Genomic DNA, 24,022 nt, shown 5'->3' with positions numbered 1-24,022 from the left:
GCGATATGCCCGGTGCTCTTGCGCCGGCTTTGAGGTGTTCGGTCCCCTTTGGGCCAGGCACTGTGCTTCGACCTCAGTGGCCATGCCTCCGGCAAGCCAAAGCGGCAGGTGGGCGTCTGGGACCTGCGCGTCGCGCAGTTGGGATTACCGGAGCAGGATTTCGACACCAGACCCACCGCCTTCGTCGCTACATCTGATGGGCACCAGATATTATTATCTCTTTGCAGAAATTCCTTCGTGCGCCCGCAAAACTCTGAGGACGAGATTGGTGAAAAGATGCTGGCTCAAAAACTCGGACTTTATTGTGTGTACGAGATTGGAAGACGCAGCTATTTGGCTGGAACAGTTGCAAGAAGGTTTTGTAGGTGACCCGAAACGCTAAAGTCCGGCGCCTTTGACAAAACAATGCAGCAAGATCTTGTTACCGCATGACGAACGGGTTCGACATTGGCTGTTCCGACGTATTCAGCCAGACGGTTTTGGTCCTTGTGTAATCGTGAATGGCCTCGATCCCGGCTTCCCTGCCATAGCCGGATTGATTGTAGCCACCAAACGGAGCGATCGGGGACACTGCGCGATACGTGTTGATCCAACAAATTCCCGATTTCAGGCGGGATGAAACCCGATGGGCGCGGGCGACATTTTCAGTGAAAACGCCGGACCCAAGCCCGAACTGCGAGTCGTTGGCCAATGCGATCGCTTCTTCTTCCGTATCGAATGGCAGCAGAGACATCACGGGGCCGAACATTTCGACCTTCAGCGTCTCGGTCTCTGGGCTCGAACACTCCACCAGCGTAGGGGCCATGAAGTTGCCCGGCCGGTCCAGAGGTTTTCCCCCGAAGCGGATGCGTGCGCCTTGTTCTGTGGCTTTCGCCAAAGTCGCCTGAATTCTGTCCACCTGAGCTGCGGTGCAGAGCGGGCCAACATGGGTGGCCGTTTCCAACGGGTCGCCGATTGCGACGCCCTTCATCTTCTCTTCGATCTTGTCAACAAGCGCGTCCAGTACCGGGCGATGTATCAACCCGCGCGAGCCGGCCACGCAGCTTTGACCCGAGGCGCCGAAGTTTCCCGCAATCAAACCATTGGCGGCGCCATCCAGATTGGCATCATCAAAAACGATGATCGGGGATTTCCCGCCCAGTTCCAAAGTGGTCACCGCGAAGTTTTCAGCCGAATTGCGCACGACATGGCGCGCTGTTTCCGGGCCGCCGGTGAATGCGATCCGGTCCACATCCGGGTGCCGGGTAAGCGGGATGGCGCAGTTTTCGGCATCCCCCGTAATGACAGAGACGACACCGGGCGGAAAGCCAGCTTCATCGATCAGCCGCGCGAACTCCAGCATCGGAGCGGGCGCAATTTCAGAGGCCTTCAGCACGACCGAACAGCCTGCTGCTATCGCGGGGCCAAGCTTGGTTGCGGTCAGGAACATCTGTGCGTTCCAGGGGACGATTGCGACCACCACGCCAATCGGTTCGCGTTTGGTGAAGACGTGCATGTCCGGTTTGTCGATCGGAAGAACCGCCCCTTCGATCTTGTCCGCAAGCCCTGCATAATATCGATAATAGTCACCGACATAGGCTGTTTGGCTTGCGGTTTCGGCAAGCAGCTTTCCGCTGTCTGTGGTCTCAAGCTGGCCCAGGTGTCCGGCGTTTTCCTCGATCAGTTCGGCAAGTTTGAACAACAGTTTGCCGCGTGCAGTTTGCGTCATGTCGCGCCACGCGGGATCATCAAGTGACCGACGCGCCGCGGACACGGCGCGGTCAACGTCTTCGGGTGCGGCGCAGGCGAAACTGGACCAGTCCTGGCCCGTCGCCGGGTTTTGCGAATGCATCACTTGCCCGCGTGCCCCTTCGGTCCACGCACCGTCGATGTAAAGCTGGAAATGTGGTTTCTGATGCATCATCGATCCTCACTGAAACTTTGGCATGACGTCGTCGATGAAACGGGCCAGCGATGCGCGTTTGCGTTCGAAACTCATACCGCTGTCTATCCAGAACGAATACTCATCATAGCCCAGATCTTCGTATCGTTTCAGACGTTCCGTGACCCCATCCGGGGTTCCGACAGTCAGATCACGCGCCAGGTTTTCCGGTGCCATCATCGTGTTGGCCGCCATCTCTTCATCCGTCAACGTCTGGATCAAGCCCTGCCGGACTGGCCGCTTGTTTTGAAACCAGGCCCCGAAATAGTTGTAGAAGCGCGACAATTTCCGAGCGGCCAGATCCAGATCATCATCGTCGCTGCCAACGTAAGTGTGATGCAGCAGCATGATCTTGGGGCGCGGCCCGTCATGGTTTGCGTATGCATCTTCAAAGCGGCCCATCAGCGTTTCAATCTCTTGCATGCCCTGCCAGAGCGGTGTGACCTGAATGTTAAAGCCGTTCTGCACACCGAATTCATGACTGTTCGGATCACGCGCCGCGATCCAGATCGGTGGTCCGCCGGGTTGCACCGGTTTGGGGGCCGAGGTGGTGGCAGGGAATTTGAAATATTCTCCATCATGGGCGCAGTCACCCTCCCACAGCCGGGGCAAAAGCGGCGCGATTTCCCGCATGCGCTGGCCAGCGTCCCAGGCATCCATTCCCGGCATCATCCGTTCATATTCATACGAATAGGCGCCGCGGGCGATGCCCAGCTCGATACGGCCGCCTGTCATCAGGTCCGCCGCAGCCGTTTCGCCCGCCAGTTTGATCGGATGCCAGAACGGTGCAACAACTGTACCCGTGCCAAGCCGCACATTCTTGGTGTGATGTGCGATATCGACCAAAGACATCAAAGGGTTGGGCGCGATCGTAAAGTCCATCCCGTGGTGCTCGCCGGTCCAGACGGCGCGCATTCCCGCCTCATCGGCCATTTTACACAGCGCGATGAATTCTTCATACAGCTTCTCATGGGGTTGATCGGGGCTCAGCCGTTCCATGTGTGCGAAAAGGGAAAACTCCATCCATCAGGTCCTTTCAGAAAAGCTGTGCACGTCGCCTTGCTGCGCACTGCCCAGATACAGTGAGAAGTCGCGGGTTCGGCTTTCCAGCGCGAAACGAGAAATCATGGTGGTGATTGGCGTCGTCGAGTAGGCAAGGGTTGCCAGGTCTTCAATCGCGACGGCCTCAAGCTTGCCGTGTTTGGGAAGTTCCGGCGCATTGCCCAATATGTAGACATTATGCGCTGTGGCATCGTCATAGACCGAGTAGACGACGCCAAGACGTGCGTCGATGCCACGATCATGCAGATCCTGCCGAAGGCTGTCGCGCAACTGTCGCCGGTCGGACAATGTGACCTGCGGCGGTCTGAAACCGGCTTCCGTTTTCTCAAGCAGCACGCGGCCTTCGTGTTCGATGATTGCGCCACAGACAATCCTGCGCCCCGTCGGTTCAAGCGCCCCCCGTTCCAGCCCAAGGCTGAAATACTGCCCGTTCGCGTAGCCCAGCGCCGGGCGGTCGTTGTGGGAATAGGTTTCGACCTGTCCGATCAGAACGCAATGGTCTCCTGCCTCGATCACTTGGTGGGTCCGGCAGGAGAATGTCGCGACCGCGCCGTTGATCAAAGGGATCTCTCGCGCGTCGAGGTCATGGTCGGTTTTGGCGAACCGGTCACCTTTGAAGCCGGCGAAAGTGTTGGACACATCCTCTTGCCCCTCGGCCAGAACACTCACCGTGAAATGGGTGCAGGTCGAGAATTCGCCGTATGAAGACAAGTTCTTGCCGGGGCAGACGATCAACAGCGGCGGGTCGAGCGAAACCGAAGTGAAGGAATTTGCCGTGAAGCCCAGGGCCATGCCAGAGGCGCTGCGCGTGGTAACGACGGTCACGCCGGTCATGAATTTGCCGAATGCCCGCCGGAGGTCGCGGGGGTCGAGTTCGGTCATGATTGCACCTCGCTTTGAAAGCTGGAAATGGCGGCGTTGACCTGACTTGCATGTGTCATCGGCATCATATGGGCCGCCCCATCGATGATCAGCGCGCGGCCGTTCGGGGTGATTTCAGCCATTTTAAGCGACATGTCTGGGGTGGAGTTCGGCTCCTGACTGCCGGTTATGAACAGCGCGGGGCAGGCGAGTTTCTCCAGCGCTTCGCGCCGCGGATTTTGGCCTTGGGCAAAAACCGTATAGGCCAGCTTGTAAGCAGCTGGATCCATGGCCGTAAGCCATTCGCAGCAGGCATCACGTTCAGGCGAACCGATGTCACCAAACCACCGGCGCAGCGTGCTGGTTGGGTCAACCGGTGTTTCACCATCCAGTCCCGCAGCACGTTCCTGAACGGCCTGCGCTGCCTTTGCGCTGCGTTCAAAAACGGCATTCATTGCCACGACGCCGCAAATCCGGTCGGGCGCCTTGGTGGCAAGGTCCAACGCGATCATCGCGCCCATCGAGTGGCCGACAACAAGGGCCGGACCGTTCAGATTGCCCAGCACGTTCCCTGCGGCATCACTGTATTCCGACAGTTCCGTACCGAAAAATCTCAGCGGGCTTTCGCCGTGACCGGGCATGTCCGGCGCCGTCAGGCGAGCCTCAGAGGCCAACCCGTCCAACTGCGCGCCCCAAGCTTCGGCCCGCAGGCCAACCCCGTGCAGCAACAGGATGTCCGGACCTGTGCCTGCCTGGATGGCGGCCAGCCCGCCGATTTCAGACCGCGGCCGGGTTGTCCACGTCATGACCCAAATCCTTGAGATCCTGATACCGGTCGCCGATACGGTGATGCGGTCTGCCCGATGTTGCCGCCCCCAGTACCACCACAATTTCGTCGTCGCGCGGTGCGTCCGGGATCGAGAATTGAACGGTCAGGTAGTGAGACCGCCGCCCGGCATCGTTTTTGTCCATCAACGGCACCATGATCGGCGCATTTGCGGGGCCGCGCGTATTTGTGAAAGCCAGATAGGATTTCGCGCTGACCGCCTGCCGGTAGTGGTTGCCGAACCGAAGGGTATGAATGATGCCCGAGGCGTGCTCGACCTCGCCATTCAGCCCGACGACGGCTGCCTTGCCATAGGCTTCGATCGCGTCGCCACTGCCGGCCAACGCGATCATGCGGTCCGTCATCATCTTTCCCAATACGGGGCCATATGCGTGGATTTCCGGTTTGAGGTCTTCGACATATCGACCCGTCCAGGGATTGGTGATCACTGCGGCCACGGCGAACATGCGCCATGGGATTTCCGCAGGGCGAAATCCCTCGACAAGAACTTCCTCGTCGTAGGTAACAATCTTGCGTATTTCCGGCTTCATCACACCTCTCCTGTCGCGCTGGGAGAAGGTAGAAACGGGTGTGGTTTTTGACAAATGATTGAATTATGTGCTTTCGCATTAAAAAGATTAATGGCTAACTTGATCAATGGCAAAATCACTTCCACCCCTGACCTGGTTCCGATCCTTCGAGGCGGCGGCCCGGACCCTGAGTTTTACCGCGGCGGCCGAGGAAATCGGCCTGACCCAATCGGCCGTCAGTCAGCAGGTGAAATCCCTTGAGATGCGTCTGGGGACAGCGCTTTTCATAAGGCATCCGCGCAGTCTGGCCCTGACGGATGCAGGGCGGAAACTGTTGCCCGAAGTCGGCAGAGCGCTTGAGGCGCTTGCCGCCGCCGCCGGAAGGGCCGACGCAAGCGCACCAGGAGACGTCCTGACGGTGGCCACATCTGTCAGCGTCGCGCAATGGGTCATCGCCCCAAACCTCGCGGACTTCACCACCCGCAATCCCGAGATCAGTGTGCGGCTGCTCAGCGCAATCTGGCCTGACGATTTTCACGCGTCGCAAGCTGACGTTCAGGTCAGGTTCGGGTCCGAAAAACAAGTGGGCGGGGGGGGCGAACGTTTGTGGCCGGACAGGCTTGTCGCTCTCAAGGCGCCGACGCTTGCAGGGGATCCGTTTGACCTTCCCCTGATAGAGGCAGTCGGCACTTCAAGCGGATGGAAGACGTGGTTCGACAAGCAGGGCGTGCAGCGGCAGCCTGCCGTTTTCGTCGATACGTTCGGCATGGCGCTTCAATTGGCGGTTCATGGCAGCGGGGTTGCCCTGATCAGCGAGTTCCTGGCGAAACATGCGATGATAACCGGTCTTGTCGAAAGCGCACATGACAGCACTGTCGACTGCAACGAAGGGTATTATCTTTCCGCTGACGCCAGCAATCCGGCGGCCGCATTGTTTCGTGACTGGTTGCTTGAACAGATACGTGTTTGATCAGGCGCAGGCCTAGGATCGTTCGTGCACCACTCAGGGCTTGACGAATACTTTGCGTGGTCGTTTGCACAGACACTCTGCGGGACCGTTATCCTTGATCAGGATGGTTTCGGTGATCGCAAGCCCCCAATCATCCATCCAGAGCCCGGGCATGAAGTGAAATGTCATGCCAGCTTCGAGGATCGTATCGTCTTCGTCCCGCAGCGAGATCGTGCGTTCGCCCCAGTCCGGAGGATAGCTGAGGCCGACGGGATAGCCACAGCGAGCACCGCGTTCGATCCCCGCACGTTCGAGAGGCGCCGCCAGCGCTTTGGCGATATCCTTCGCGCGATTGCCGGGGCGCGCAGCCTCCAGACCCGCTTCCAACCCTTCAACCAAGGCCGCCTCGGCCCTTTTGAGATAATCAGGCGGTTGACCCAGAAATACCGACCGGCAGAACGGAGCATGATATCGGCGATAGCAGCCCGAGAGTTCGAAGAAGGTGCATTCGCCCGATTTGAACACATCTCCATTCCAGGTCAGGTGCGGCGCGGCGGCATCTGAGCCGGACGGCAAAAGTGGGACGATGGCTGCGTAATCCCCCCAGTCATCACCGACGCCCGTGATTGCGTCATGGTAAATCTGAGCGACCAGCTCGTTCTTGCGCAGGCCGGGTTCAACGCGCTCAAGCACGCCGTCAATTACAAACTCTGAAATCCGGGCCGCCTTGCGCATCAGGGCGATTTCTTCGTCGGATTTCACGACCCGTTGCCAATTGACCAAGGCCGTTGCATCGATCAGGGTCGCCCCGGGCAGTTCCGTTGTCAGAGTAATATGGGCTTTGGCCGAGTAGTAATAATTGTCCAGTTCCACCCCAATTCGGCTTTGGCCATGTCCGCAGTCCGCAATAAGTTTGGCCAGGTCCTGCATTGGATGCCGTGTTGTCGACTGCACGAAGTGATCGGCGTATCCGAAAACCCGATCGTCCCCCATCCACACCGTGCGCAGCGCACCGTTTGCATCCTGCCGGCGCCCCCACCAGATCGGGTCCGCGTCAAGAAAGATCAAGGCACCTTGGTGAACGTAAAAAGACCAGCCCTCATACCCGGTGAGCCATCCGATGTTCGAGGGGTCTTCGACAAAAAGGCAGTCAATTCCCTTTGCGGCCATCGCCTTTCGGGTCTTGGCAAGACGGCGATCATATTCCGCGCGGCTGAAGGCTGGATCAGGGTGGGTCATTGGCGCCTCCGGTCAACAAAAGACTTTGGTTGACAGAACCCTACCGATCCGCTCACGTCAACGAACGAAAATTCGGGGTGCTGCATGAAAGCCGATATCAATCTACACCGAACGGGCCATAGCACCGGGCCATTCAAGCGGTGTCGTTTCAACGGTTCAGGCTGCGTGCGGCGCTCTACCTCTGAGGCCGCCGGATGAGAGGGTTCGAGCCAACAGAATTCTCAGCGCGCACCGAACGCGCACAGGTGATGATGAATGCCGCTGGCCTGTCGGCGCTGCTGCTGACCACGGAAACCGATGTGCGTTACTTTACCGGATACCTGACCAGATTCTGGGAAAGCCCGACCCGCCCGTGGTTCCTGATCCTGCCTGCGGCCGGTAAACCGGTTGCGGTTATCCCTTCGATCGGTGCCTCGTTGATGGGGCAAACCTGGATCGACGACATCCGAACATGGAGCTCACCCGACCTTCAGGATGACGGCGTCTCGCTTTTGACGGATGCCTTGACGGAATTGACACCCGTCAAAGGCCGTATTGGAATGCCCGATGGTCACGAGACGCACGCGCGTATGCCCATGTCGGATATCGAACGCCTGCGAAACAGGCTCGGTTCGCGCCACATCACCGGAGATCACGGTATTTTGCGCCAACTTCGCATGGTCAAATCCGAGGCGGAAATTGCCAAAATCGAAACCGCATGCGCCATAGCCGGCCGGGCCTTTGCCCGAGTTCCCGAGATTGCTCGGGCCGGCGTGCCTTTGGATGAAGTTTTTCGCGGTTTCCAGATACTCTGTCTGGAAGAGGGTGCCGACTGGGTGCCGTATCTCGCTGGTGGGGCAGAGCAGGGCGGTTACTCTGACGTAATATCGCCGGCGTCTTCGTCCCCCTTGAAGGATGGCGATGTACTGATGCTTGATACCGGCTTGGTCTGGGATGGTTATTTCAGTGACTTCGACCGCAACTGGTCGGTCGGCCCGGCAAGTCCGGACGTGAAATCTGCTTACGCCAGGCTGATCGAGGCGTCGGATGCCGCATTCGAAATCGCCCGCCCCGGCGCCACCGCAGCAGAGCTGTTTTATGCCATGAACACGGTGCTGACCAAGGCATCCGAAGGCACGGATGCCGGTCGATTGGGGCACGGGTTGGGAATGTCGCTGACCGAATGGCCGTCGCTCATCCCGACGGACCAGACAGTTCTTGAGCCAGGCATGGTGCTGACCTTGGAGCCGGGCATTGCCGTTGGTGGCAATATCTTGGTTCACGAAGAAAACATCGTCGTAACAGACGATGTTCCGCGCTTTATCAGCCCGCGTATGGGGCCGGAGATGATCCAGCTATGACCTACGTGCCTTACACGCTTGACGAGGACGACCCGCAAGCCCCGCCGCTTGGATTGATTGTTCTTCAAGTCGACGAGACGATCGAGCCGGAATTCAGCACGATTTTCTCGGGCCGGAAAAGCCCGTTGTATGTAACACGGATACCCAGCGGCATTGAAGTGACACCGGAAAGCCTGGCCGAGATGGAAGAGGCCCTGCCGGCGGCGGCGAGATTGCTGCCCAGCGCGCGTCCTTTCCGGGTGGTGGGTTATGGCTGCACGTCAGCAAGTTCCGTCATTGGATCAAAGCGTGTGGAGGAACTTGTCAAACAGTCGTGCAATACAAAAGAGGTTACGAACCCTTTGCGCGCGGCCACGGCCTGCGCCGCGGATCTTGGCGTGTCCAGGTTTGCGATGCTGTCGCCTTACATCGAAGAGGTCAACGCACCGCTGCGTGCCGCGTTTTCGGAAAACGGAATAACCATGGATGTTTTCGGGACATTCGGGCAGGCCGAAGAGGCAAAAGTTGCTCGGATTTCGGTGCAGTCCGTGATCGAAGCTGCGACAGAATTGGGATCTGATCCGTCGGTAGAAGCGGTATTCATTAGCTGCACCAACCTTCGGACCATTGAAGCAATCCCTGAGATTCGCAAACGGATTGGTAAGCCTGTTCTTTCAAGCAATCAAAGTCTTGCATGGCATATGGGTCGTCTCAATCTTGCTGATTGAAACAGCAAATATGATATGAATATTCGCAAAAGCGTCATCTAATGTTGCCAAGTGCCTACTGCATGGTCTTAACTGCTGACTACAGATCAATGAAATCCGCAACTCTCGGATAATCATTTGACGCAACAGGGGGTCTTGTGACCGACACAAATACTGATGCCGCGTTTGTTGAATTCCAACGCGTACAAAAATCTTATGATGGCGAGAATCTCGTTGTCAAAGATCTCAACCTTGCAATGCCTAAAGGCGAATTCCTGACCATGCTCGGGCCGTCCGGGTCTGGAAAGACTACCTGCCTTATGATGCTTGCCGGATTCGAAACCGCCACACATGGCGAAATCCTTCTTGACGGGAAACCCATCAACAATATCCCTCCACACAAGCGTGGGATTGGCATGGTCTTCCAGAACTACGCCCTGTTTCCGCATATGACGGTGGCCGAAAACCTTTCATTCCCCTTGGAAGTCCGCAAATTGGGCAAGTCTGAACGGGATGAAAAGGTTCAGCGGGCCCTGGACATGGTTCAGATGGGTGCGTTTGGTGGGCGACGCCCGGCTCAGTTGTCTGGCGGTCAACAACAACGAATAGCCTTGGCGCGCGCCTTGGTTTTTGAACCCGAACTGGTGTTGATGGATGAACCCTTGGGCGCACTGGACAAACAGCTGCGCGAGCATATGCAGTTTGAAATCACGCGACTTGCGCATGAGCTTGGAATTACTACGGTCTATGTGACGCATGACCAGACCGAAGCGTTGACTATGTCAGATCGTGTCGCTGTGTTCGACGATGGCCGTATTCAGCAGCTTGCACCGCCTGATCAACTTTATGAAGAACCAGAAAACAGCTTTGTTGCCCAATTCATCGGGGAAAACAACACCTTGGAAGGTGTCATTAAATCGATTGATGGCGACACATGCCTTGTCCAACTTGATGATGGCTCTGAAATTGACGCGGTTCCGATCAATGTTCGCAATCCGGGCGAAAGGACAAAGGTGTCAATCCGGCCTGAGCGGGTGGAATTCAACAAGGATCGCTTGCACGCCGATGCTCATACGCTGAAAGCGACTGTCAAAGAGTTCATCTACATGGGTGACGTATTCCGTTTCCGCATGTCCGTTGCAGGAAATGATGAATTCATCGTTAAAACACGGAACGCGCCAGACGCAATCCGTCTGACGCCCGGTCAGGAGATCGAGATCGGCTGGCTGGCTCAGGATTGTCGTGCGCTCGACGCATAGGCCAAGTCGCGCGGAACAAGCGCGACCTCACTGAGGGACCGGCTGGTGAAAACCCGTGCATCAGTCGACCACACACATAAACGGGAAGAACTGGGAGTTATTCATGAAGAAAACCAAAACATTGTTGACAGCAGCTGCAGTTGGGGCGGTTGCCGGCGGTGCGTTCGCCGAGGAGATGACGATCGTTTCCTGGGGCGGCGCTTATTCCAAATCGCAGCTGAAGGCGTATCACGAGCCCTATTCTGAAAAGACAGGTGTCACCATCCTGAATGATGACAGCTCGGCCGAAGCAGTTGCGAAACTGCGCGCGATGAACGAAGCCGGCAACATCACCTGGGATGTGGTTGATGTTGTGGCCGCAGACGCAATTCGTCTGTGTGATGAAGGTCTTGCGCTGGAAATCGACTTTGACACCCAGCTTGCGCCGGCGCCGGATGGCACACCTGCCTCCGAAGATTTCGGCGACCTTTTGGTCAGCGACTGTTTTATCCCGCAGATCGTGTATTCAACCACCTTTGGTTACCGCACCGATCTGGTCGGAGACACTCCGCCCAGCGATGTCTGCGCCGTATTTGACCTGGAAGCCTATCCGGGCAAGCGTTCGCTTGAAAAGCGTGCGATCAACAACATGGAATGGGCCCTGTTGTGCGATGGCGTCGCAAAGGACGATGTCTATGACGTTCTGGCCACTCCGGAAGGACAGGATCAGGCGCTTGCCAAGCTCGACACGATCAAAGACAGCGTAGTCTGGTGGTCCGCTGGTGCGGATACACCGCAACTTCTGGCTGATGGCGAGATCGTCATGGGTTCGACCTATAACGGTCGTCTGTTCAGCGTGATCGAAGAGCAGAAGCAGCCCGTTGCCATGTTGTGGGACGCGCAAATCTTTGACCTGGACGGTTGGATCATCCCTGCTGGTCTGAGCGAAGAGCGTCAGCAGCGCGCGCTGGACTATATCATGTTCGCAACTGACACCCAGCGTTTGGCGGATCAGGCCAAGTACATCTCGTACGGCCCGGCCCGGGCATCGTCAGCGCCACTGGTGGGTCAGCACGCCGAACTGGGTATCGATATGGCCCCCCATATGCCGACCGATCCGGAAAACGCCAAGAACACGTTCCTTTACAACTACGAGTTCTGGGCGGATTACCGCGACGACATCGAAGCCAAGTTCCAAGCTTGGTTGGCGCAATAAGCGCGCGTTTTCATGAAAAAGTCGAGGGCGGCGCGCCGCCCTCAGACTCAAGCAGAGCCAAGGGGCACAGATGACTGACGCAAGCCAAAATGCAGGGCCGATGCTGGCAGCGGACGGAACGCCGCTCAAGCAATCGCTGGCACGTTCACTGCGGCGGCAGAAATTGCGGGCGTTGATGCTCGTCGCTCCGCTTCTGCTGTTCGTCATGTTTTCCTTCATCGTGCCGATTGCGTCGATGCTGTTTCGTTCGGTGGAAAACAGCATGGTGTCGGAAACCCTTCCACTTACTGTGGAAACTCTGAAGGGTTGGGATGCTCAAAGCGGCGAGCTTCCGGATGAAGCGGTTTACGATGCTTTCGTTCGCGATATGGTCGTTGCGGTCGAAAACAAAGAACACACTCGCCTTGGTTCGCGTCTGAACTATGAAGAAACAGGTATGTCTTCGCTGTTCCGCAAATCCGGGCGTCAGATCAAAAAACTGGATCCTGAAACGGATGGGCCTTTCAAGGAAAAGTTGATCGAGATTCATGACGGATGGGGAGATCCGCAAACCTGGCGAGTGATCAAGACCCACTCACCAGCGATTACCAATGGTTACTTCCTGAATGCCGTCGATATGCGCAGAACCCCGGAAGGCGCACAGGCCCAACCCGAAGACAAGCAGATCCTGATCAAGCTTTTTGGACGTACTCTGTTCATGTCGCTCGTAATAACAGGTGCTTGTATCCTGCTTGCTTATCCTGTCAGTTATTTGTTGGCGACACTTCCGATGCGGGTATCGAACCTGTTGATGATACTTGTTCTTTTGCCCTTCTGGACGTCCCTTCTGGTTCGAACGTCCGCCTGGAAGGTCATGTTGCAGCAACAGGGGGTTATTAACGATACCCTCGTTTGGTTGGGGCTGGTCGCTGATGACGCTCGCCTGATCATAATCAACAACCAGATCGGCACCATCATTGCGATGACACACATCCTTTTGCCGTTCATGATCCTGCCAATGTATTCGGTGATGCAGACCATTCCGCCGTCTTACACGCGTGCGGCCAAATCCATGGGTGCAACGAACTGGACGACGTTCTGGCGCATCTACTTCCCGCAATCCGTGCCCGGAATCGGTGCCGGTTCGATCCTCGTGTTCATTCTGGCGATTGGGTACTACATCACGCCCGAGATCGTGGGCGGCACCAAGGGTGTCTTCATCTCGAACCGGATTGCCTATCACATCTCGTCCTCACTGAACTGGGGGCTGGCTGCGGCCTTGGGTACGATCCTTCTGGCGGTCGTGCTGTTGCTCTACTGGGTCTACGACAAGATCGTGGGCATCGATAACGTGAAGTTGGGATAATCAAGATGGCAGCACTGACACCGATATCCCGCAAACCCATGTCCATGGTTTTGCCCAGTGTGGCACTTGCCGGAGCCTTTGCCGGCATTTTCGTCGGGGCCGGAAATGGTTCGGTCCTTCTGGGCATACTGGGCGGAGCCGTCCTGATCGCGGGGCTGGCCTGGGTCTACATCAATATCGTGAAGAACGAAAACCTCGCACGCTTGATCAATATCATCGGATTCGGTGTCGTGGGTTTTTTAGTGGCCGGGTTGATGGGCGGTGTATTGGGGCTGCTCGGCGGCTGGTTTTTCGCCTGGTTTATCTATTGGTTGTACGAGGGGCGGTATAGGCGCAAACTGCTGCCGTATCTCACGGCGCAACAGGTTTTCTATCACTACCTGTTTCGCGTGATCTGTGGTGCGATCTTCGTCTTTCTGATCACGCCGATTCTGGTGGTGTTGCCGTTGTCTTTCAACGCGCAGGACTTCTTTACCTTCACGCCCGAGATGCTGCGGCTTGATCCGGAAGGCTATTCGCTGAAGCATTACCGAGATTTCTTCACCAACAACGAATGGCAGCGCAGCTTCAAGAACTCGCTGATCATCGCGCCGATTGCGACGGTTATTTCGGTAACGTTGGGAACGCTGGCCGCCATTGGGCTCAGCCAGTCTCACGTTCCAGGACGCCGTGCGATCATGGGAATTCTGATTTCGCCGATGATTGTTCCGCTGATCATCTCGGCGACGGGTATGTTCTTTTTCTACAGTGATATCGGACGTTTCCTCGAAGGTACACTTGGCATGAACAAGAACTTCGTAGGCTATCTGAAAGTTATCCTGGCCCACGCAGTGCTAGGTATTCCCTTTGTGATCATCACCGTGACGGCGACCCTGGTGGGCTTTGATCGATCTCTGACACGGGCGGCGGCCAATATGGGCGCAGGGCCCGTTAGGACCTTCTTCAAGATACAAATGCCGTTGATATTACCGGGCGTAATCTCGGGCGGCCTGTTTGCCTTCATCACATCGTTCGACGAAGTGGTCGTGGTCTTGTTTGTGGGCTCCGCCTCGCAAAAGACATTGCCGTGGCAGATGTTCACCGGCCTGCGGGAACAGATCAGTCCAACCATTCTGGCGGTCGCGACAATCCTTGTGGTCCTATCCATTGCCCTGCTGACGACGGTTGAACTGTTGCGGCGCCGGTCAGAGCGTCTGCGGGGCCTTTCGCCCGCTTGACGCAGCAAATCGTCTGATCTAACGATTCACCTGTTCATCTCTGCCGCGATGGCGTCGCGGCGACTACGGAGGTGATCGGCTCTCGGACCCCGAGACCGCCTGTCCTGAACGCCGGGACATGTGGCCGGGAAAATGCATGCCCGGCATAGATGAGAGACCAAGGATGACTGACATTTCAAACCGCCCTCAGTTCTTCACCTGCCATAATGGCGACAAGGCCCCGTTGCCGTTCAGCAAATCCGAATATGACCGCCGCCTTGGCAAGCTGCGCGCGATCATGGCCCAGCGGGATATCCCGGTGGTGCTGCTGACATCGATGCAGAACATCGCCTATTATTCGGGCTTTCTATACTGTGCGTTCGGGCGCCCTTATGGCTGTGTTGTAACCCAAGACAACTGCACCACCGTTTCCGCCAATATTGATGCCGGACAACCCTGGCGCCGGTCAGTTGAAGACAATGTGATTTATACTGACTGGAAACGCGACAACTACTGGCGGGCAGTTGCGAGCCTGATCGGGAATGCAAAGCGGATCGGCATCGAAGGCGACCACATGACGCTTGCGGCGCGCGACACGGCGCTGAACACGCTGGACAAGCCAGAGTTGGTTGACATCGCGGCCAACACCATGGCTGCGCGGATGATCAAATCCGCTGAAGAGATCGAATTGATCAAGGGTGGAGCGCGCACGGCCGATGTGGGTGGTGCTGCGATCCATGCCGCAATCCGCGAAGGCGCAACCGAAATCGAAATTGCGATGGCTGGTCGAGACGCGATGGAAGTGGAAATCGCGCGGGCCTATCCGGATGCCGAATACCGCGACACATGGGTTTGGTTTCAGTCGGGTTTGAACACCGACGGCGCGCATAACCCGGTCACCAAACGCGCGTTGCAAAAAGGTGATATCCTGTCGCTGAACACCTTTCCGATGATCTCGGGCTATTACACCGCCCTGGAGCGGACCTTGTTTCTAGGTGAGCCGGATGCCGACAGCCTGCGCCTGTGGAAGGCCAATGTGGCCGCGCATGAACTTGGATTGAGCCTGATCAAACCCGGTGCCACATGTTCCGGTATCACCGCCGAGATCAACCGGTTCTTTGCCGACGAAGGTCTGCTTCAATATCGTTCCTTCGGCTATGGGCACTCGTTTGGTGTTCTGAGCCACTACTATGGTCGCGAAGCCGGTCTGGAACTCCGCGAAGACATCGACACAGTGCTGGAACCCGGCATGGTGGTGTCGATCGAGCCGATGCTGTGGATCCCCGAAGGCCAGCCTGGTGCAGGCGGTTACAGGGAACACGATATTTTGGTGGTGGGCGAAGACGGAGCCGAAAACATCACAGGCTTCCCCTACGGGCCGGGGCACAACATTATCGACGCCTGAGGTTTTGGGTGGAGCTTCCGCTCCACCCGCTTTTCACGTGCGTCGGGCACGTTCGTGAAAAATGAAACCCAGAAAATTCAACAGCAGCTGCGCCGCCAGAATCTGAGTGCTTTCAGTGGGGTCGTAGGCGGGGGCCACCTCGACCAGATCGATGCCCACCACGTCGCCCCTTTTCGCCAGCCCCTGAAGGATTTCCAGAACGTCATAGTACAAAAAACCTCCGTGGCTCGGAGTGCCGGTTCCGGGCGCGATCGAGGGGCAGAACGCATCGATATCGATCGTTACATAGTACCGTTTGCCTTCGGGAATGCGGTCAAGAACAGCCTCTGTTCCCAATCTGCGAACCTGCCGCACCGACAGGATATCCGATCCGCGCGCGCGCGCGTCGTCATACCCTTCCTTGGCAGTGGACGATACGTTTCGAATGCCCAGCTGGGTCATACCTGAAACATAGTCTTTCTCGATCGCGCGGCGCATGGGATTTCCGTGCCCGTTGGTAACGCCGTGACGTTCGTCTACAAAGTCCAAATGCGCATCGATTTGAACAACATGGATCGGGCCGTTTTCGGCGCAGTCGCTTTCAAACGCGGAAATGCAGGGGATGTTGACCGAGTGATCACCGCCAATCACCAGGGGAAGTGCCCCGGCTTCGAGAATTTTCTGCACGCCAAAGGCTATGTTCTTGTGGCTGGTCTGGGTCTTGGTGTGGACGATATCCGCATCGCCCAAGTCGACGATCCGAACCGAGCTGTCCAGATAGGTCGCGTCATCCTCATGATCATAGGCGCCGGCATGGCCAAAACTGAAAAGGGTCGATGCCTCTCGTACGGCCCGAGGACCAAAACGCGCGCCGGGGCGCCATTGGGTTCCAAAGTCGAACGGCGCGCCGAGCACGCAAACATCGGCCTCGATTCCGTCCCAGTTCTCGACATATGGAGATTTTGCGAAGGTCGATATTCCGACAAAAGGAAGGTTCAGTCGCCCGGACGCATATCCATGTTCCTGCACTTTTGGTCCTTTCGATTGTTGTGCCGTTTTCCTGCATGTGAACATGAGGACACGCCGTATTGAAACGAAATTCTCTTTGAACGGCGGGTTTTGGGGGGATCAGACGAAGTTTTCTGTCAGAGGGGCTGGCTTGCGTTCAAAGCTGACCCGGCCCAGCCCATCAGAACGCTTCAAGATCAGTCAAAAGATAACCCCGCTGATGGTGTTGCCTTTCCTTCGTTTCCCATTCCTAAAGAACGAGTGAAAGATCCCATTCGGCCTCAGCGCTACTGTGGCAGGTTTTCCTGTGCGGAAAGACGGTTTTGGATTCTTCCGGGCCAGAAAATCATAAGCGTTAACAAAAATATCGATTTGATATAAAGTTGTGGGGTTATTGATTGGTAACGCGCGGGTATTCGTGTGGCACAGACACTTTATGAAAAATATGGCGGTTTCAAAACGATCAGCCGGGTCGTGATGACCTTCTATGAAATGGCGTTGGATTCGGATGAGATCGGCCATCATTTCGAAGACATTGATATGCCGCGCCTGATCGACCATCAAACCAAGTTCGTCTCGTCTTTGATTGGCGGGCCGGCATCCTTCAGTGATGACAGGATCGAAGCAGTTCATCGGCATCTGAACATTTCGCACAACGAATTCGACGTCATGGCCGAGCTGTTTGGCGACGCGCTGAGTCAGCATGGCATGTCCGATGGAGACATCAAAACTGCGCTGACCGCAATCGAAGGCAAACGTTCGATCATAGTCACCCGGAACGCGGCATGAGCATTCTGGCGATAAACGAGCAATTGCTGCGTGCGATCGGAGTCGGCGTCGCCGTGGTGCGCGCATCCGACCTGCAATTCGTGTTTCACAACGGGCCTTTTACGGAGTGGTTCGGCACTCCTGAAAAGGGCAGTACCCTAAGCGACGTTCTGTCGGATCTCGACCCAAAGGAACTTGAGGACGTAAAGCAGTCCGGCCTTCGGTACTCGGTCGAATTGCAGATAAAGCCGAAACGCAGGACCTTGATCTTTGCTGTCACGGTCTCATTGGCCAATGGCTTGTCCGAGCAGGTGCTGATCGTGGAATGTCAGAACATCACCCGCATTCGCGAATTGGAAAGCATGATCGACAGCTATTCCACCATGGTCGAGCGCAACACCCGAGAGCTTGAGCGCGAAAAGGAAAGAGTGGAACGGCTGTTGCTGAACCTGATGCCCCGAGCCGTGTATGAAGAGTTCAAGACGTTCGGTGTCGTCACACCGCAGCTGTATCAGCAGGTTTCGGTAGTTATGCTGGATTTTGTCGGGTTCACGGATTTTGCGGCCAAGACCGACCCGACGGTCACCTTGAGTGAACTGAACGACATCTTCACGGCCTTTGATCGGATCGTGGAACAATTCGGGTGTGAGCGGATCAAAACGATCGGAGATGCTTATCTGGCCGTGTCAGGTATGCCAGATCCAACACCGGATCATGCGACCGCCGTGGCGCATTGTGCGGTAAGGTTCCTGCGCTATCTAGAACGCCGCAACGAAAGCCATCCGCATAAGTGGCAGGCCCGGATCGGGTTGGGGATGGGTGCGGCGGTTGGATCGGTCGTGGGCATTCAGAAATATGTCTATGACGTGTTTGGCCCTGCCGTAAACATCGCGTCCCGGTTGCAGGTCTTTGCCAACCCCATGAACATCGTGGCCCCGGAAGAGATGAAATATGCCCTGATTGACGAGTTTCAGGTCTCGGAGCTTGGGTGCGTTGATATCAAGGGGATGGGTGAGATGGATCTGATCAATGTGACATCGGGCTTGAGTATGCCTCAGGGCAGTCGTTCGTTCTGACTGCGTCACTCGTCCTGGGGGATCAGACCCAAACCGCGCAGGTAGATGCCGATACCGCTTTCCAGCAAATCTTCGGGAGGAAAAGGCGAAGTTGCGCCGGTATTTCGTGCATACAGCTCGACGACTCCGTGGCTCATCGCCCAGATATGGGCGCTGAACATCGACGCGGGCGGGCGCTTGTCAGGCGGAATATGTTGGGACAGGTCCGCTGCCGCTTTTTCAAGAACGGCCTTCGCCCGGTTGGCTGCCAGGGACAATTCGGGTGTCCGGTTCAGGGAAATCCCGCTTTCGAACATGGCGATGTAATGCCCGGGATTTTTGCGCGCAAAGGCCAGATATGCACGCCCCGTTGCTTCAAAAGCGGCAAGGGCTGAAGGCTGCCCCTCGTCATAGGCGTATTGCATCAGGTCTGCGAACATCTCAAACCCCTGCCGTGCGGCTTCGGCAATCAGGTCCTCGCGCCCTTGAAAATGACGGTAGACGGCGGCAGGCGTGACACCGGCCGTTTTGGCCGCCTCGGACAGCGTGAAACCGGTCGGGCCCTTGTCTTCGATCAGGGACAAGGCAGCCTCGATCAGGGCTTGCTTCAGGTTTCCGTGGTGATAACCGCGTTTCGTCATCCCGGCCTCAGTTGCATTGATTGCGTGTTGGAAGACAAGGACATAGACCACCGACGCATTTTCGTCCAATGCATGATCGTGAAGGTATCGACGGGGCAGGGCAGAGAGACAATCTACGCCTCCCACATATCCGGGCCACCGCAGATACGGGCATCAATCTCGCCGATACTCTTCTTGTCCTTCTCATCATAGTCCAAGGCAAGCAGAACCGTTCGGATGGCCGCAAGCCGCGCGCGTTTCTTGTCGTCGGAACGCACAATCGTCCACGGGCAGGCATCAGAATGCGACCGGGTCAGGGTTTCCGAGATCGACTGCGTGTATTCATCCCATTTGTTCAGCCCTGCGACGTCGATCGCGCTGAGCTTCCAATGCTTCAATGGGTCGTTTTCGCGCGCCAGAAAACGGTTCAGTTGTTCCGCGCGCCCGACATTGAGCCAGAACTTGAACAAATGGATGCCGTCATTCACCAGGCCCGTTTCAAGCGGCAGGACTTGACGGAAGAACCTCTCACGCTGTTCCTGGGTGCAGAAGCCAAAGACATTCTCGACGACACCTCGATTGTACCAGCTGCGATCAAAGAACACGATCTCTCCAGCGGCGGGCAGATGCGGGATGTAGCGCTGAAAATACCATTGGCTGCGTTCGGCGTCTGATGGTTTGGCCAGCGCAACGTTGCGCGCGCCGCGCGGGTTCAGGTTTTCGCGAAACCGTTTGATGGTGCCACCTTTGCCGGCGGCATCGCGACCTTCGAATATGATGGCAACCCGCTGGTCGGTTTCCTTGACCCAGGATTGCATTTTGACCAATTCAATCTGAAGCAGGTCCATCTGCTCATCATAATCTTTGGTCTTCATTTTTTCGGAATACGGGTAGGTCGGGTTCAGAATATCGCCCTTTTTCGCGTTTTGAATCTCTTCCCGTACAGATTTGGGCGCGTCTTTCTGAAAATACTTCTCGATAGAGCCTTTTCCTGACCGGGCCATATGTCACCTCGCGATAAAATCCATATCTGACTATGGATTAGAGCGTGGGTTAACGCAAACCCGCGCGCTGCGCCGCGCGATCTATCGCGGCGGCAACCTCGGGCGCTGCGACCACCTGTGGCATATGGCCGACACCCGGTAGCTCGATCAACTCGGCCCCGGGGATCTGTTCGATCAGGCGTTCAGAATGCCATTCAAGACCAACGGTGTCGTCGGCCGTTCCGTGGATGATTTCCGTCGGAACGGAGATCTCGCCATATCTGGGTTGCAGAGGGGTAATTTCGTCCAGCAGGTTGGCGCGCTGCTTGGCGTTTGCATGCATCGAGCCACGCCGGATCGTCAGCCCGGGCCCGAAATGTTCCGCATAACCTTCGGGCGCCGTTTGCGGTGCAAAAACTTTGTCCAACGCCTGTGTGACGTACCATTCGGGCACGAAAGAGCTGATCAAGGGCAAGGCCAGCACATTGCCCGCCGTAGTTGACGCAAGCCGGTTGAACCCATCCAAAGGCGTTTCCCATGGGATGGCGGCCGGGGCGATCAGAACCAGAGCCGAGATATTCTCGGGCCGGGTCACGGCCCAGGCCAGCGAGACCGATCCGCCATAGCTCTGCCCGGCCACGATGGGTTTTTCCGCACCAAGCTGAGCCGCCGCCCGTTGCAGGATATCCGCCTGTTCAATGATGGTTTCGCCATCCGGATTGAAGCTTTCGGAATAGCCCAGGCCCGGTCGGTCAAAAACGATCACGCGGTATGACTTGGCCAGAATGGGGGCCAGCGCGAAGGTCATGTCGCGCGTGTTCCCGCTGGAACCGTGGATCAGAACGACATCAGGGCCGTCCCCCATGACCACGGCGTGCACGGCGATGCCGCCCACATCCAGAATCCGACCCTCGGGGGGGAAAGCCGCCTCGGCCAGCGCTTCGTTCCGGGCGCTGCGCCAGGTTGCCAGTATGACAAGGCCCAGAACGGCCAAGCCAAGGGATATCAGGACTTTAGTGGCCAATTTTCGTTATGTCGAATGGCGTGGTCTGATAGATTTCGTTGATCCAGTTGCCGTACAGCAGATGTGCATGACTGCGCCACCGGTTCTGCGGTGTTTTGGTTGGATCATCATCTGGGTAATAGTTTATCGGCACGTTGATAGGCGTGCCGTTGCTGACGTCCCGATCATATTCCTGTTTCAGCGTGTCACTGTCGTATTCGAAGTGATTGAAGATATACAGCGCGCGATGGCCGGGATCTTCGACCAGACAGGGGCCGACATCGTCGCTGCCCAACAGGGTCCTCAGCCCGGGTGCGCGATCGATTTCATCCTGTTTCATTTCCGTCCATCGGCTGACCGGAATGACGCAGTCATCCGAGAAACCGCGCAGGAACGGAGACGCCGGGTCCAGGTTGCGATGCCGGAAACACCCAAAGGCTTTTGCGTCCAGCATGTGCTTTTTGACGCCGTGAAAATGGTTGATCATCGCCATCCCGCCCCAGCACACACCAAAGGTGGAATGTACGTTGGTTTGGGTCCAGTCGAAGATCTCGCTGATTTCGTCCCAATAGGTGACATCATGAAATTCCAGATGTTCGATCGGGGCACCGGTGATGATCAGGCCGTCGAATTTCTGATCTTTGATCTCCTGAAACGGGCGATAGAATTCGGACATATGCTCGGCGGCGGTGTTCTTGGTCCGGTGTTCGGTCATGCGGATCAAAGACAGATCGATCTGCAACGGGGTTGCCCCGATCAGGCGCGCGAACTGGTTTTCGGTCTGGATTTTCTTGGGCATCAGGTTCAGCAAACCGATGCGCAGCGGGCGGATGTCCTGACGCATTGCCTGATCTTCGTCCATGACCATGACGCCCTCTTTGGTCAGGACGTCAAATGCAGGCAGTTCCGATGGGATTTTGATGGGCATGTGTCAGGCTTCTAAGAGATCAGTGAAAACTGGTAGTTAGGCGTTATTGCGCGTGGTCTCAAGTGTGCGTTCGATCAACTCATTGAAATCGGCGGCATCGCGGATTTTTCCGATGTCGTTGGCAGCGATCGCCACGCCCCAGTTGTTCGCCATGGCCTCGTAACGCGGCTGGCGGTGCGCCAAGGCCTGTGCATAGGTCCAACGGACGAAATCATCGGGATCAACATCCGCTTCTGAACAGCCTTGCAGGTCCAGATAATCTGTCCACGCCTTGGTCAGGAATTCGGCCTGGTAAGACATCGGCTTTGGAGCTTTGTCAAAACGGCGGACAAGCTCTGCCGTGTGTTCCTCATCCCCCTTCAGCCAGATCATCAGGGTGTGTTGCGAAAGCTCGGACAGTACCCGATCGTTCGGATCTTCGGGGTCTACCCATTCGCAGATCGATCCACCGGTGTCGCAGATGAAATGGGGGTATTTGTACAAACGCTCGGCTCGGTCGATGAAATACTCGGTATCCAGCAGAGCGTGTATTTCGGCCAGTCGAAACTGTTCCTGCCTGCGGCGGTATTCCGGCATCTCCAATCCGCCAAGGGCAGGGTTGCCCGGTTTGCCCAGATAGGCTGCGACCGGAGTCAGGTTCGCGAACGAGATATTCGAGCCGATGTAAATGGAATCCGACAGAAGCAGGTCACGCAAGAACGGGACTTTCATCGCCTCGGCCTTTGCATTGTCGGTGATGTATTCGCCCATGTACCGGGTGCCGATGCGATAGTCGATCGAGTAGTGAAACCAGTTGCCTGAGTCCCGAAGAATGTTCGAGACATATGTCTTGCCCAGACCGGACATGCCAAAGAACAGCACCTTCTTGCGGCTTGCCGTGCGCCAGTCTTCGGCTGAGTTGTAGATCATCTTGTGCTGTCCCTTTTTTGCCTTTGCTAAATCGGGCAGCGCACGGCGTCAATCACGGCGGCCAGCTCGGTTCAATACCAGAAGGCCCATGGCAAGGATGACAAAGCCGAAATAGGCATTCGGCGGCAGCGCTTCGTTCCGCAGAATTGCGCCAAGCACGATGGCGACCGGAGGGATGACAAGCGTCACCAGCATCAGGTTGCCGCTGCCCGCCATCGCCAGGACTCGATAGTACAAAAGATATGCCCCCGCTGTTGCCACAATGGCGTAATAGCCAATCGCAGCCCAGGTGATCGCGGGCAGTGCAAGCGTTGGCACCCCGTCCGTCATGAGCGCCAGCGGCAGGATCAGCACAGTCGAACCGGTCAGCATGCCAGCGGCCGCGACGACGGGGTGAAGGTCAGACAGATGATACCGCGCCCAAGCCGCCGCAAAAGCATACGACAGCGTTCCGGCCAACACCGCAAGCTGCGCCGTGTTTTGCAGGCTGAAAGACGTGAAGGTCTGTATTCCGATGGTGATCGAGACACCGAGAAAACCCAAAACGACTCCGATGACCCGGGCTTGTGTCAAACGCTCATCCTTGAAAAACAGCGCCGCAACCAGAACGCCAAAGATGGCCGTGGTCGCGTTCAGAATGGCCGTAAGACCAGAATCGATGTAAAGCTGACCCCATGCCATCAAGCTGAATGGGATGACATTGTTCAGCAATCCCATGATCAGAAATGCGCCCCAGATGCGCAGAGAGCGGGGCAGCGAAAGCCCCTTGGCCCATGCCACCAACCACAGCACCAGCATCGCCCAGAACGTGCGGTGCAGAACCGATGTCATAACGGGAATGGAGTCCAGAGCGATCCGGATGGCTACAAAGGATGCGCCCCAGATCACGGCCAGAAGAAGAAGTTCGACCCAGGCGCGCCGAGAAAGGTGTTTTTGCGTGTTCATGGCCGCACAA

24 protein-coding genes are annotated in these 24,022 nt (G+C 56.8%); 11 read left to right on the top strand and 13 right to left on the bottom strand.

From position 1 onward, the window contains the following. The first annotated feature begins 48 nt into the window (after positions 1-48). The gene (locus ACR0C6_RS05815; RefSeq protein ID WP_480618642.1) at positions 49-369 is read left to right on the top strand and encodes a hypothetical protein; all 321 of its coding nucleotides are present in this window, start codon (positions 49-51) and stop codon (positions 367-369) included. Positions 370-421: 52 nt separating this feature from the next. Here the strand turns inward: ACR0C6_RS05815 and ACR0C6_RS05810 are convergent, their stop codons facing one another. From ACR0C6_RS05810 to ACR0C6_RS05790, 5 genes are read right to left on the bottom strand one after another with little or no spacing between them, the layout of a single operon-like run. Continuing rightward, entirely contained in the window at positions 422-1,900 is a 1,479-nt protein-coding gene (locus tag ACR0C6_RS05810; RefSeq protein WP_480618641.1) for an aldehyde dehydrogenase, read from the bottom strand. Positions 1,901-1,909: 9 nt separating this feature from the next. Further along, the gene (locus ACR0C6_RS05805; RefSeq protein WP_480618640.1) at positions 1,910-2,944 is read right to left on the bottom strand and encodes an LLM class flavin-dependent oxidoreductase; all 1,035 of its coding nucleotides are present in this window, start codon (positions 2,942-2,944) and stop codon (positions 1,910-1,912) included. A 3-nt stretch (positions 2,945-2,947) separates the two neighbouring features. Beyond that, on the bottom strand, positions 2,948-3,865 hold the full coding sequence (locus tag ACR0C6_RS05800) for a flavin reductase family protein (protein ID WP_480618639.1): 918 nt from the start codon (positions 3,863-3,865) through the stop codon (positions 2,948-2,950). Then, entirely contained in the window at positions 3,862-4,650 is a 789-nt protein-coding gene (locus ACR0C6_RS05795; protein ID WP_480618638.1) for an alpha/beta fold hydrolase, read from the bottom strand. The genes ACR0C6_RS05800 and ACR0C6_RS05795 overlap by 4 nt, the downstream gene beginning before the upstream one ends. Further along, positions 4,622-5,221, bottom strand: coding sequence for an amino acid synthesis family protein (locus ACR0C6_RS05790; RefSeq protein WP_480618637.1), 600 nt, complete (start codon positions 5,219-5,221; stop codon positions 4,622-4,624). The genes ACR0C6_RS05795 and ACR0C6_RS05790 overlap by 29 nt, the downstream gene beginning before the upstream one ends. 106 nt (positions 5,222-5,327) lie before the next feature. Here ACR0C6_RS05790 and ACR0C6_RS05785 point away from each other — a divergent pair, with 106 nt between their 5' ends. Continuing rightward, complete coding sequence (locus ACR0C6_RS05785; protein WP_480618636.1) at positions 5,328-6,170, top strand: LysR family transcriptional regulator; 843 nt, start codon at positions 5,328-5,330, stop codon at positions 6,168-6,170. A 33-nt stretch (positions 6,171-6,203) separates the two neighbouring features. On the opposite strand, the gene ACR0C6_RS05780 is transcribed toward ACR0C6_RS05785, so the two are convergent. After that, entirely contained in the window at positions 6,204-7,388 is a 1,185-nt protein-coding gene (locus tag ACR0C6_RS05780; protein WP_480618635.1) for a M24 family metallopeptidase, read from the bottom strand. A 194-nt stretch (positions 7,389-7,582) separates the two neighbouring features. Between ACR0C6_RS05780 and ACR0C6_RS05775 the strand changes: the two genes are divergently transcribed. The 7 genes from ACR0C6_RS05775 (at position 7,583) to ACR0C6_RS05745 (ending at position 15,814) form a co-directional block, all read left to right on the top strand. Next, positions 7,583-8,728 carry a M24 family metallopeptidase gene (locus ACR0C6_RS05775; RefSeq protein WP_480618633.1) on the top strand — a complete coding sequence of 382 codons (1,146 nt, stop codon included), beginning with the start codon at positions 7,583-7,585 and terminating at the stop codon, positions 8,726-8,728. Then, entirely contained in the window at positions 8,725-9,435 is a 711-nt protein-coding gene (locus ACR0C6_RS05770; RefSeq protein WP_480444952.1) for a maleate cis-trans isomerase family protein, read from the top strand. Before ACR0C6_RS05775 ends, ACR0C6_RS05770 begins: the two co-directional genes overlap by 4 nt. A gap of 137 nt (positions 9,436-9,572) precedes the next feature. Beyond that, positions 9,573-10,673 carry an ABC transporter ATP-binding protein gene (locus ACR0C6_RS05765; protein ID WP_152457796.1) on the top strand — a complete coding sequence of 367 codons (1,101 nt, stop codon included), beginning with the start codon at positions 9,573-9,575 and terminating at the stop codon, positions 10,671-10,673. 103 nt (positions 10,674-10,776) lie between these two features. Further along, a complete protein-coding gene (locus tag ACR0C6_RS05760) occupies positions 10,777-11,868 on the top strand; it encodes an extracellular solute-binding protein (protein WP_480618631.1) in 1,092 nt (363 codons plus the stop codon). Between the two features lie 70 nt (positions 11,869-11,938). Next, positions 11,939-13,213, top strand: coding sequence for an ABC transporter permease (locus ACR0C6_RS05755; RefSeq protein WP_480618629.1), 1,275 nt, complete (start codon positions 11,939-11,941; stop codon positions 13,211-13,213). Positions 13,214-13,218: 5 nt separating this feature from the next. After that, the gene (locus tag ACR0C6_RS05750) at positions 13,219-14,430 is read left to right on the top strand and encodes an ABC transporter permease (RefSeq protein ID WP_152457799.1); all 1,212 of its coding nucleotides are present in this window, start codon (positions 13,219-13,221) and stop codon (positions 14,428-14,430) included. Between the two features lie 163 nt (positions 14,431-14,593). Next, positions 14,594-15,814 (top strand): aminopeptidase P family protein, encoded by a 1,221-nt coding sequence (locus ACR0C6_RS05745; protein ID WP_480618627.1) that lies wholly within the window; start codon positions 14,594-14,596, stop codon positions 15,812-15,814. A gap of 33 nt (positions 15,815-15,847) precedes the next feature. Here the strand turns inward: ACR0C6_RS05745 and speB are convergent, their stop codons facing one another. Then, a complete protein-coding gene (gene speB, locus ACR0C6_RS05740) occupies positions 15,848-16,822 on the bottom strand; it encodes an agmatinase (RefSeq protein WP_480618625.1) in 975 nt (324 codons plus the stop codon). Positions 16,823-17,221: 399 nt separating this feature from the next. On the opposite strand from speB, the gene ACR0C6_RS05735 reads away from it, so the two are divergent. Both ACR0C6_RS05735 and ACR0C6_RS05730 read left to right on the top strand, forming a co-directional pair. Then, positions 17,222-17,590 (top strand): group I truncated hemoglobin, encoded by a 369-nt coding sequence (locus ACR0C6_RS05735; protein ID WP_152457802.1) that lies wholly within the window; start codon positions 17,222-17,224, stop codon positions 17,588-17,590. Beyond that, a complete protein-coding gene (locus ACR0C6_RS05730; protein WP_171116220.1) occupies positions 17,587-18,645 on the top strand; it encodes an adenylate/guanylate cyclase domain-containing protein in 1,059 nt (352 codons plus the stop codon). The genes ACR0C6_RS05735 and ACR0C6_RS05730 overlap by 4 nt, the downstream gene beginning before the upstream one ends. Before the next feature lie 5 nt (positions 18,646-18,650). Here the strand turns inward: ACR0C6_RS05730 and ACR0C6_RS05725 are convergent, their stop codons facing one another. The 6 genes from ACR0C6_RS05725 to ACR0C6_RS05700 all read right to left on the bottom strand — a co-directional run bounded on the left by ACR0C6_RS05725 (position 18,651) and on the right by ACR0C6_RS05700 (position 24,012). Then, entirely contained in the window at positions 18,651-19,265 is a 615-nt protein-coding gene (locus ACR0C6_RS05725) for a TetR/AcrR family transcriptional regulator (protein ID WP_152457804.1), read from the bottom strand. 113 nt (positions 19,266-19,378) lie between these two features. Further along, on the bottom strand, positions 19,379-20,248 hold the full coding sequence (ppk2, locus tag ACR0C6_RS05720; protein WP_480618623.1) for a polyphosphate kinase 2: 870 nt from the start codon (positions 20,246-20,248) through the stop codon (positions 19,379-19,381). A 49-nt stretch (positions 20,249-20,297) separates the two neighbouring features. After that, entirely contained in the window at positions 20,298-21,251 is a 954-nt protein-coding gene (locus tag ACR0C6_RS05715) for an alpha/beta fold hydrolase (RefSeq protein WP_480618621.1), read from the bottom strand. After that, positions 21,241-22,158 (bottom strand): homoserine O-acetyltransferase MetA, encoded by a 918-nt coding sequence (gene metA / locus ACR0C6_RS05710; protein WP_480618619.1) that lies wholly within the window; start codon positions 22,156-22,158, stop codon positions 21,241-21,243. Before metA ends, ACR0C6_RS05715 begins: the two co-directional genes overlap by 11 nt. A 36-nt stretch (positions 22,159-22,194) precedes the next feature. Next, positions 22,195-23,067, bottom strand: coding sequence for an ATPase (locus ACR0C6_RS05705; protein WP_171228638.1), 873 nt, complete (start codon positions 23,065-23,067; stop codon positions 22,195-22,197). 48 nt (positions 23,068-23,115) lie between these two features. Beyond that, on the bottom strand, positions 23,116-24,012 hold the full coding sequence (locus tag ACR0C6_RS05700; protein WP_480444960.1) for a DMT family transporter: 897 nt from the start codon (positions 24,010-24,012) through the stop codon (positions 23,116-23,118). Positions 24,013-24,022 lie beyond the last annotated feature (10 nt).

This window comes from Ruegeria sp. AL12, from assembly GCF_056540885.1.
Note: the sequence above shows the minus strand (reverse complement) of the source record. Positions and strands in the feature narration are given on the sequence as shown.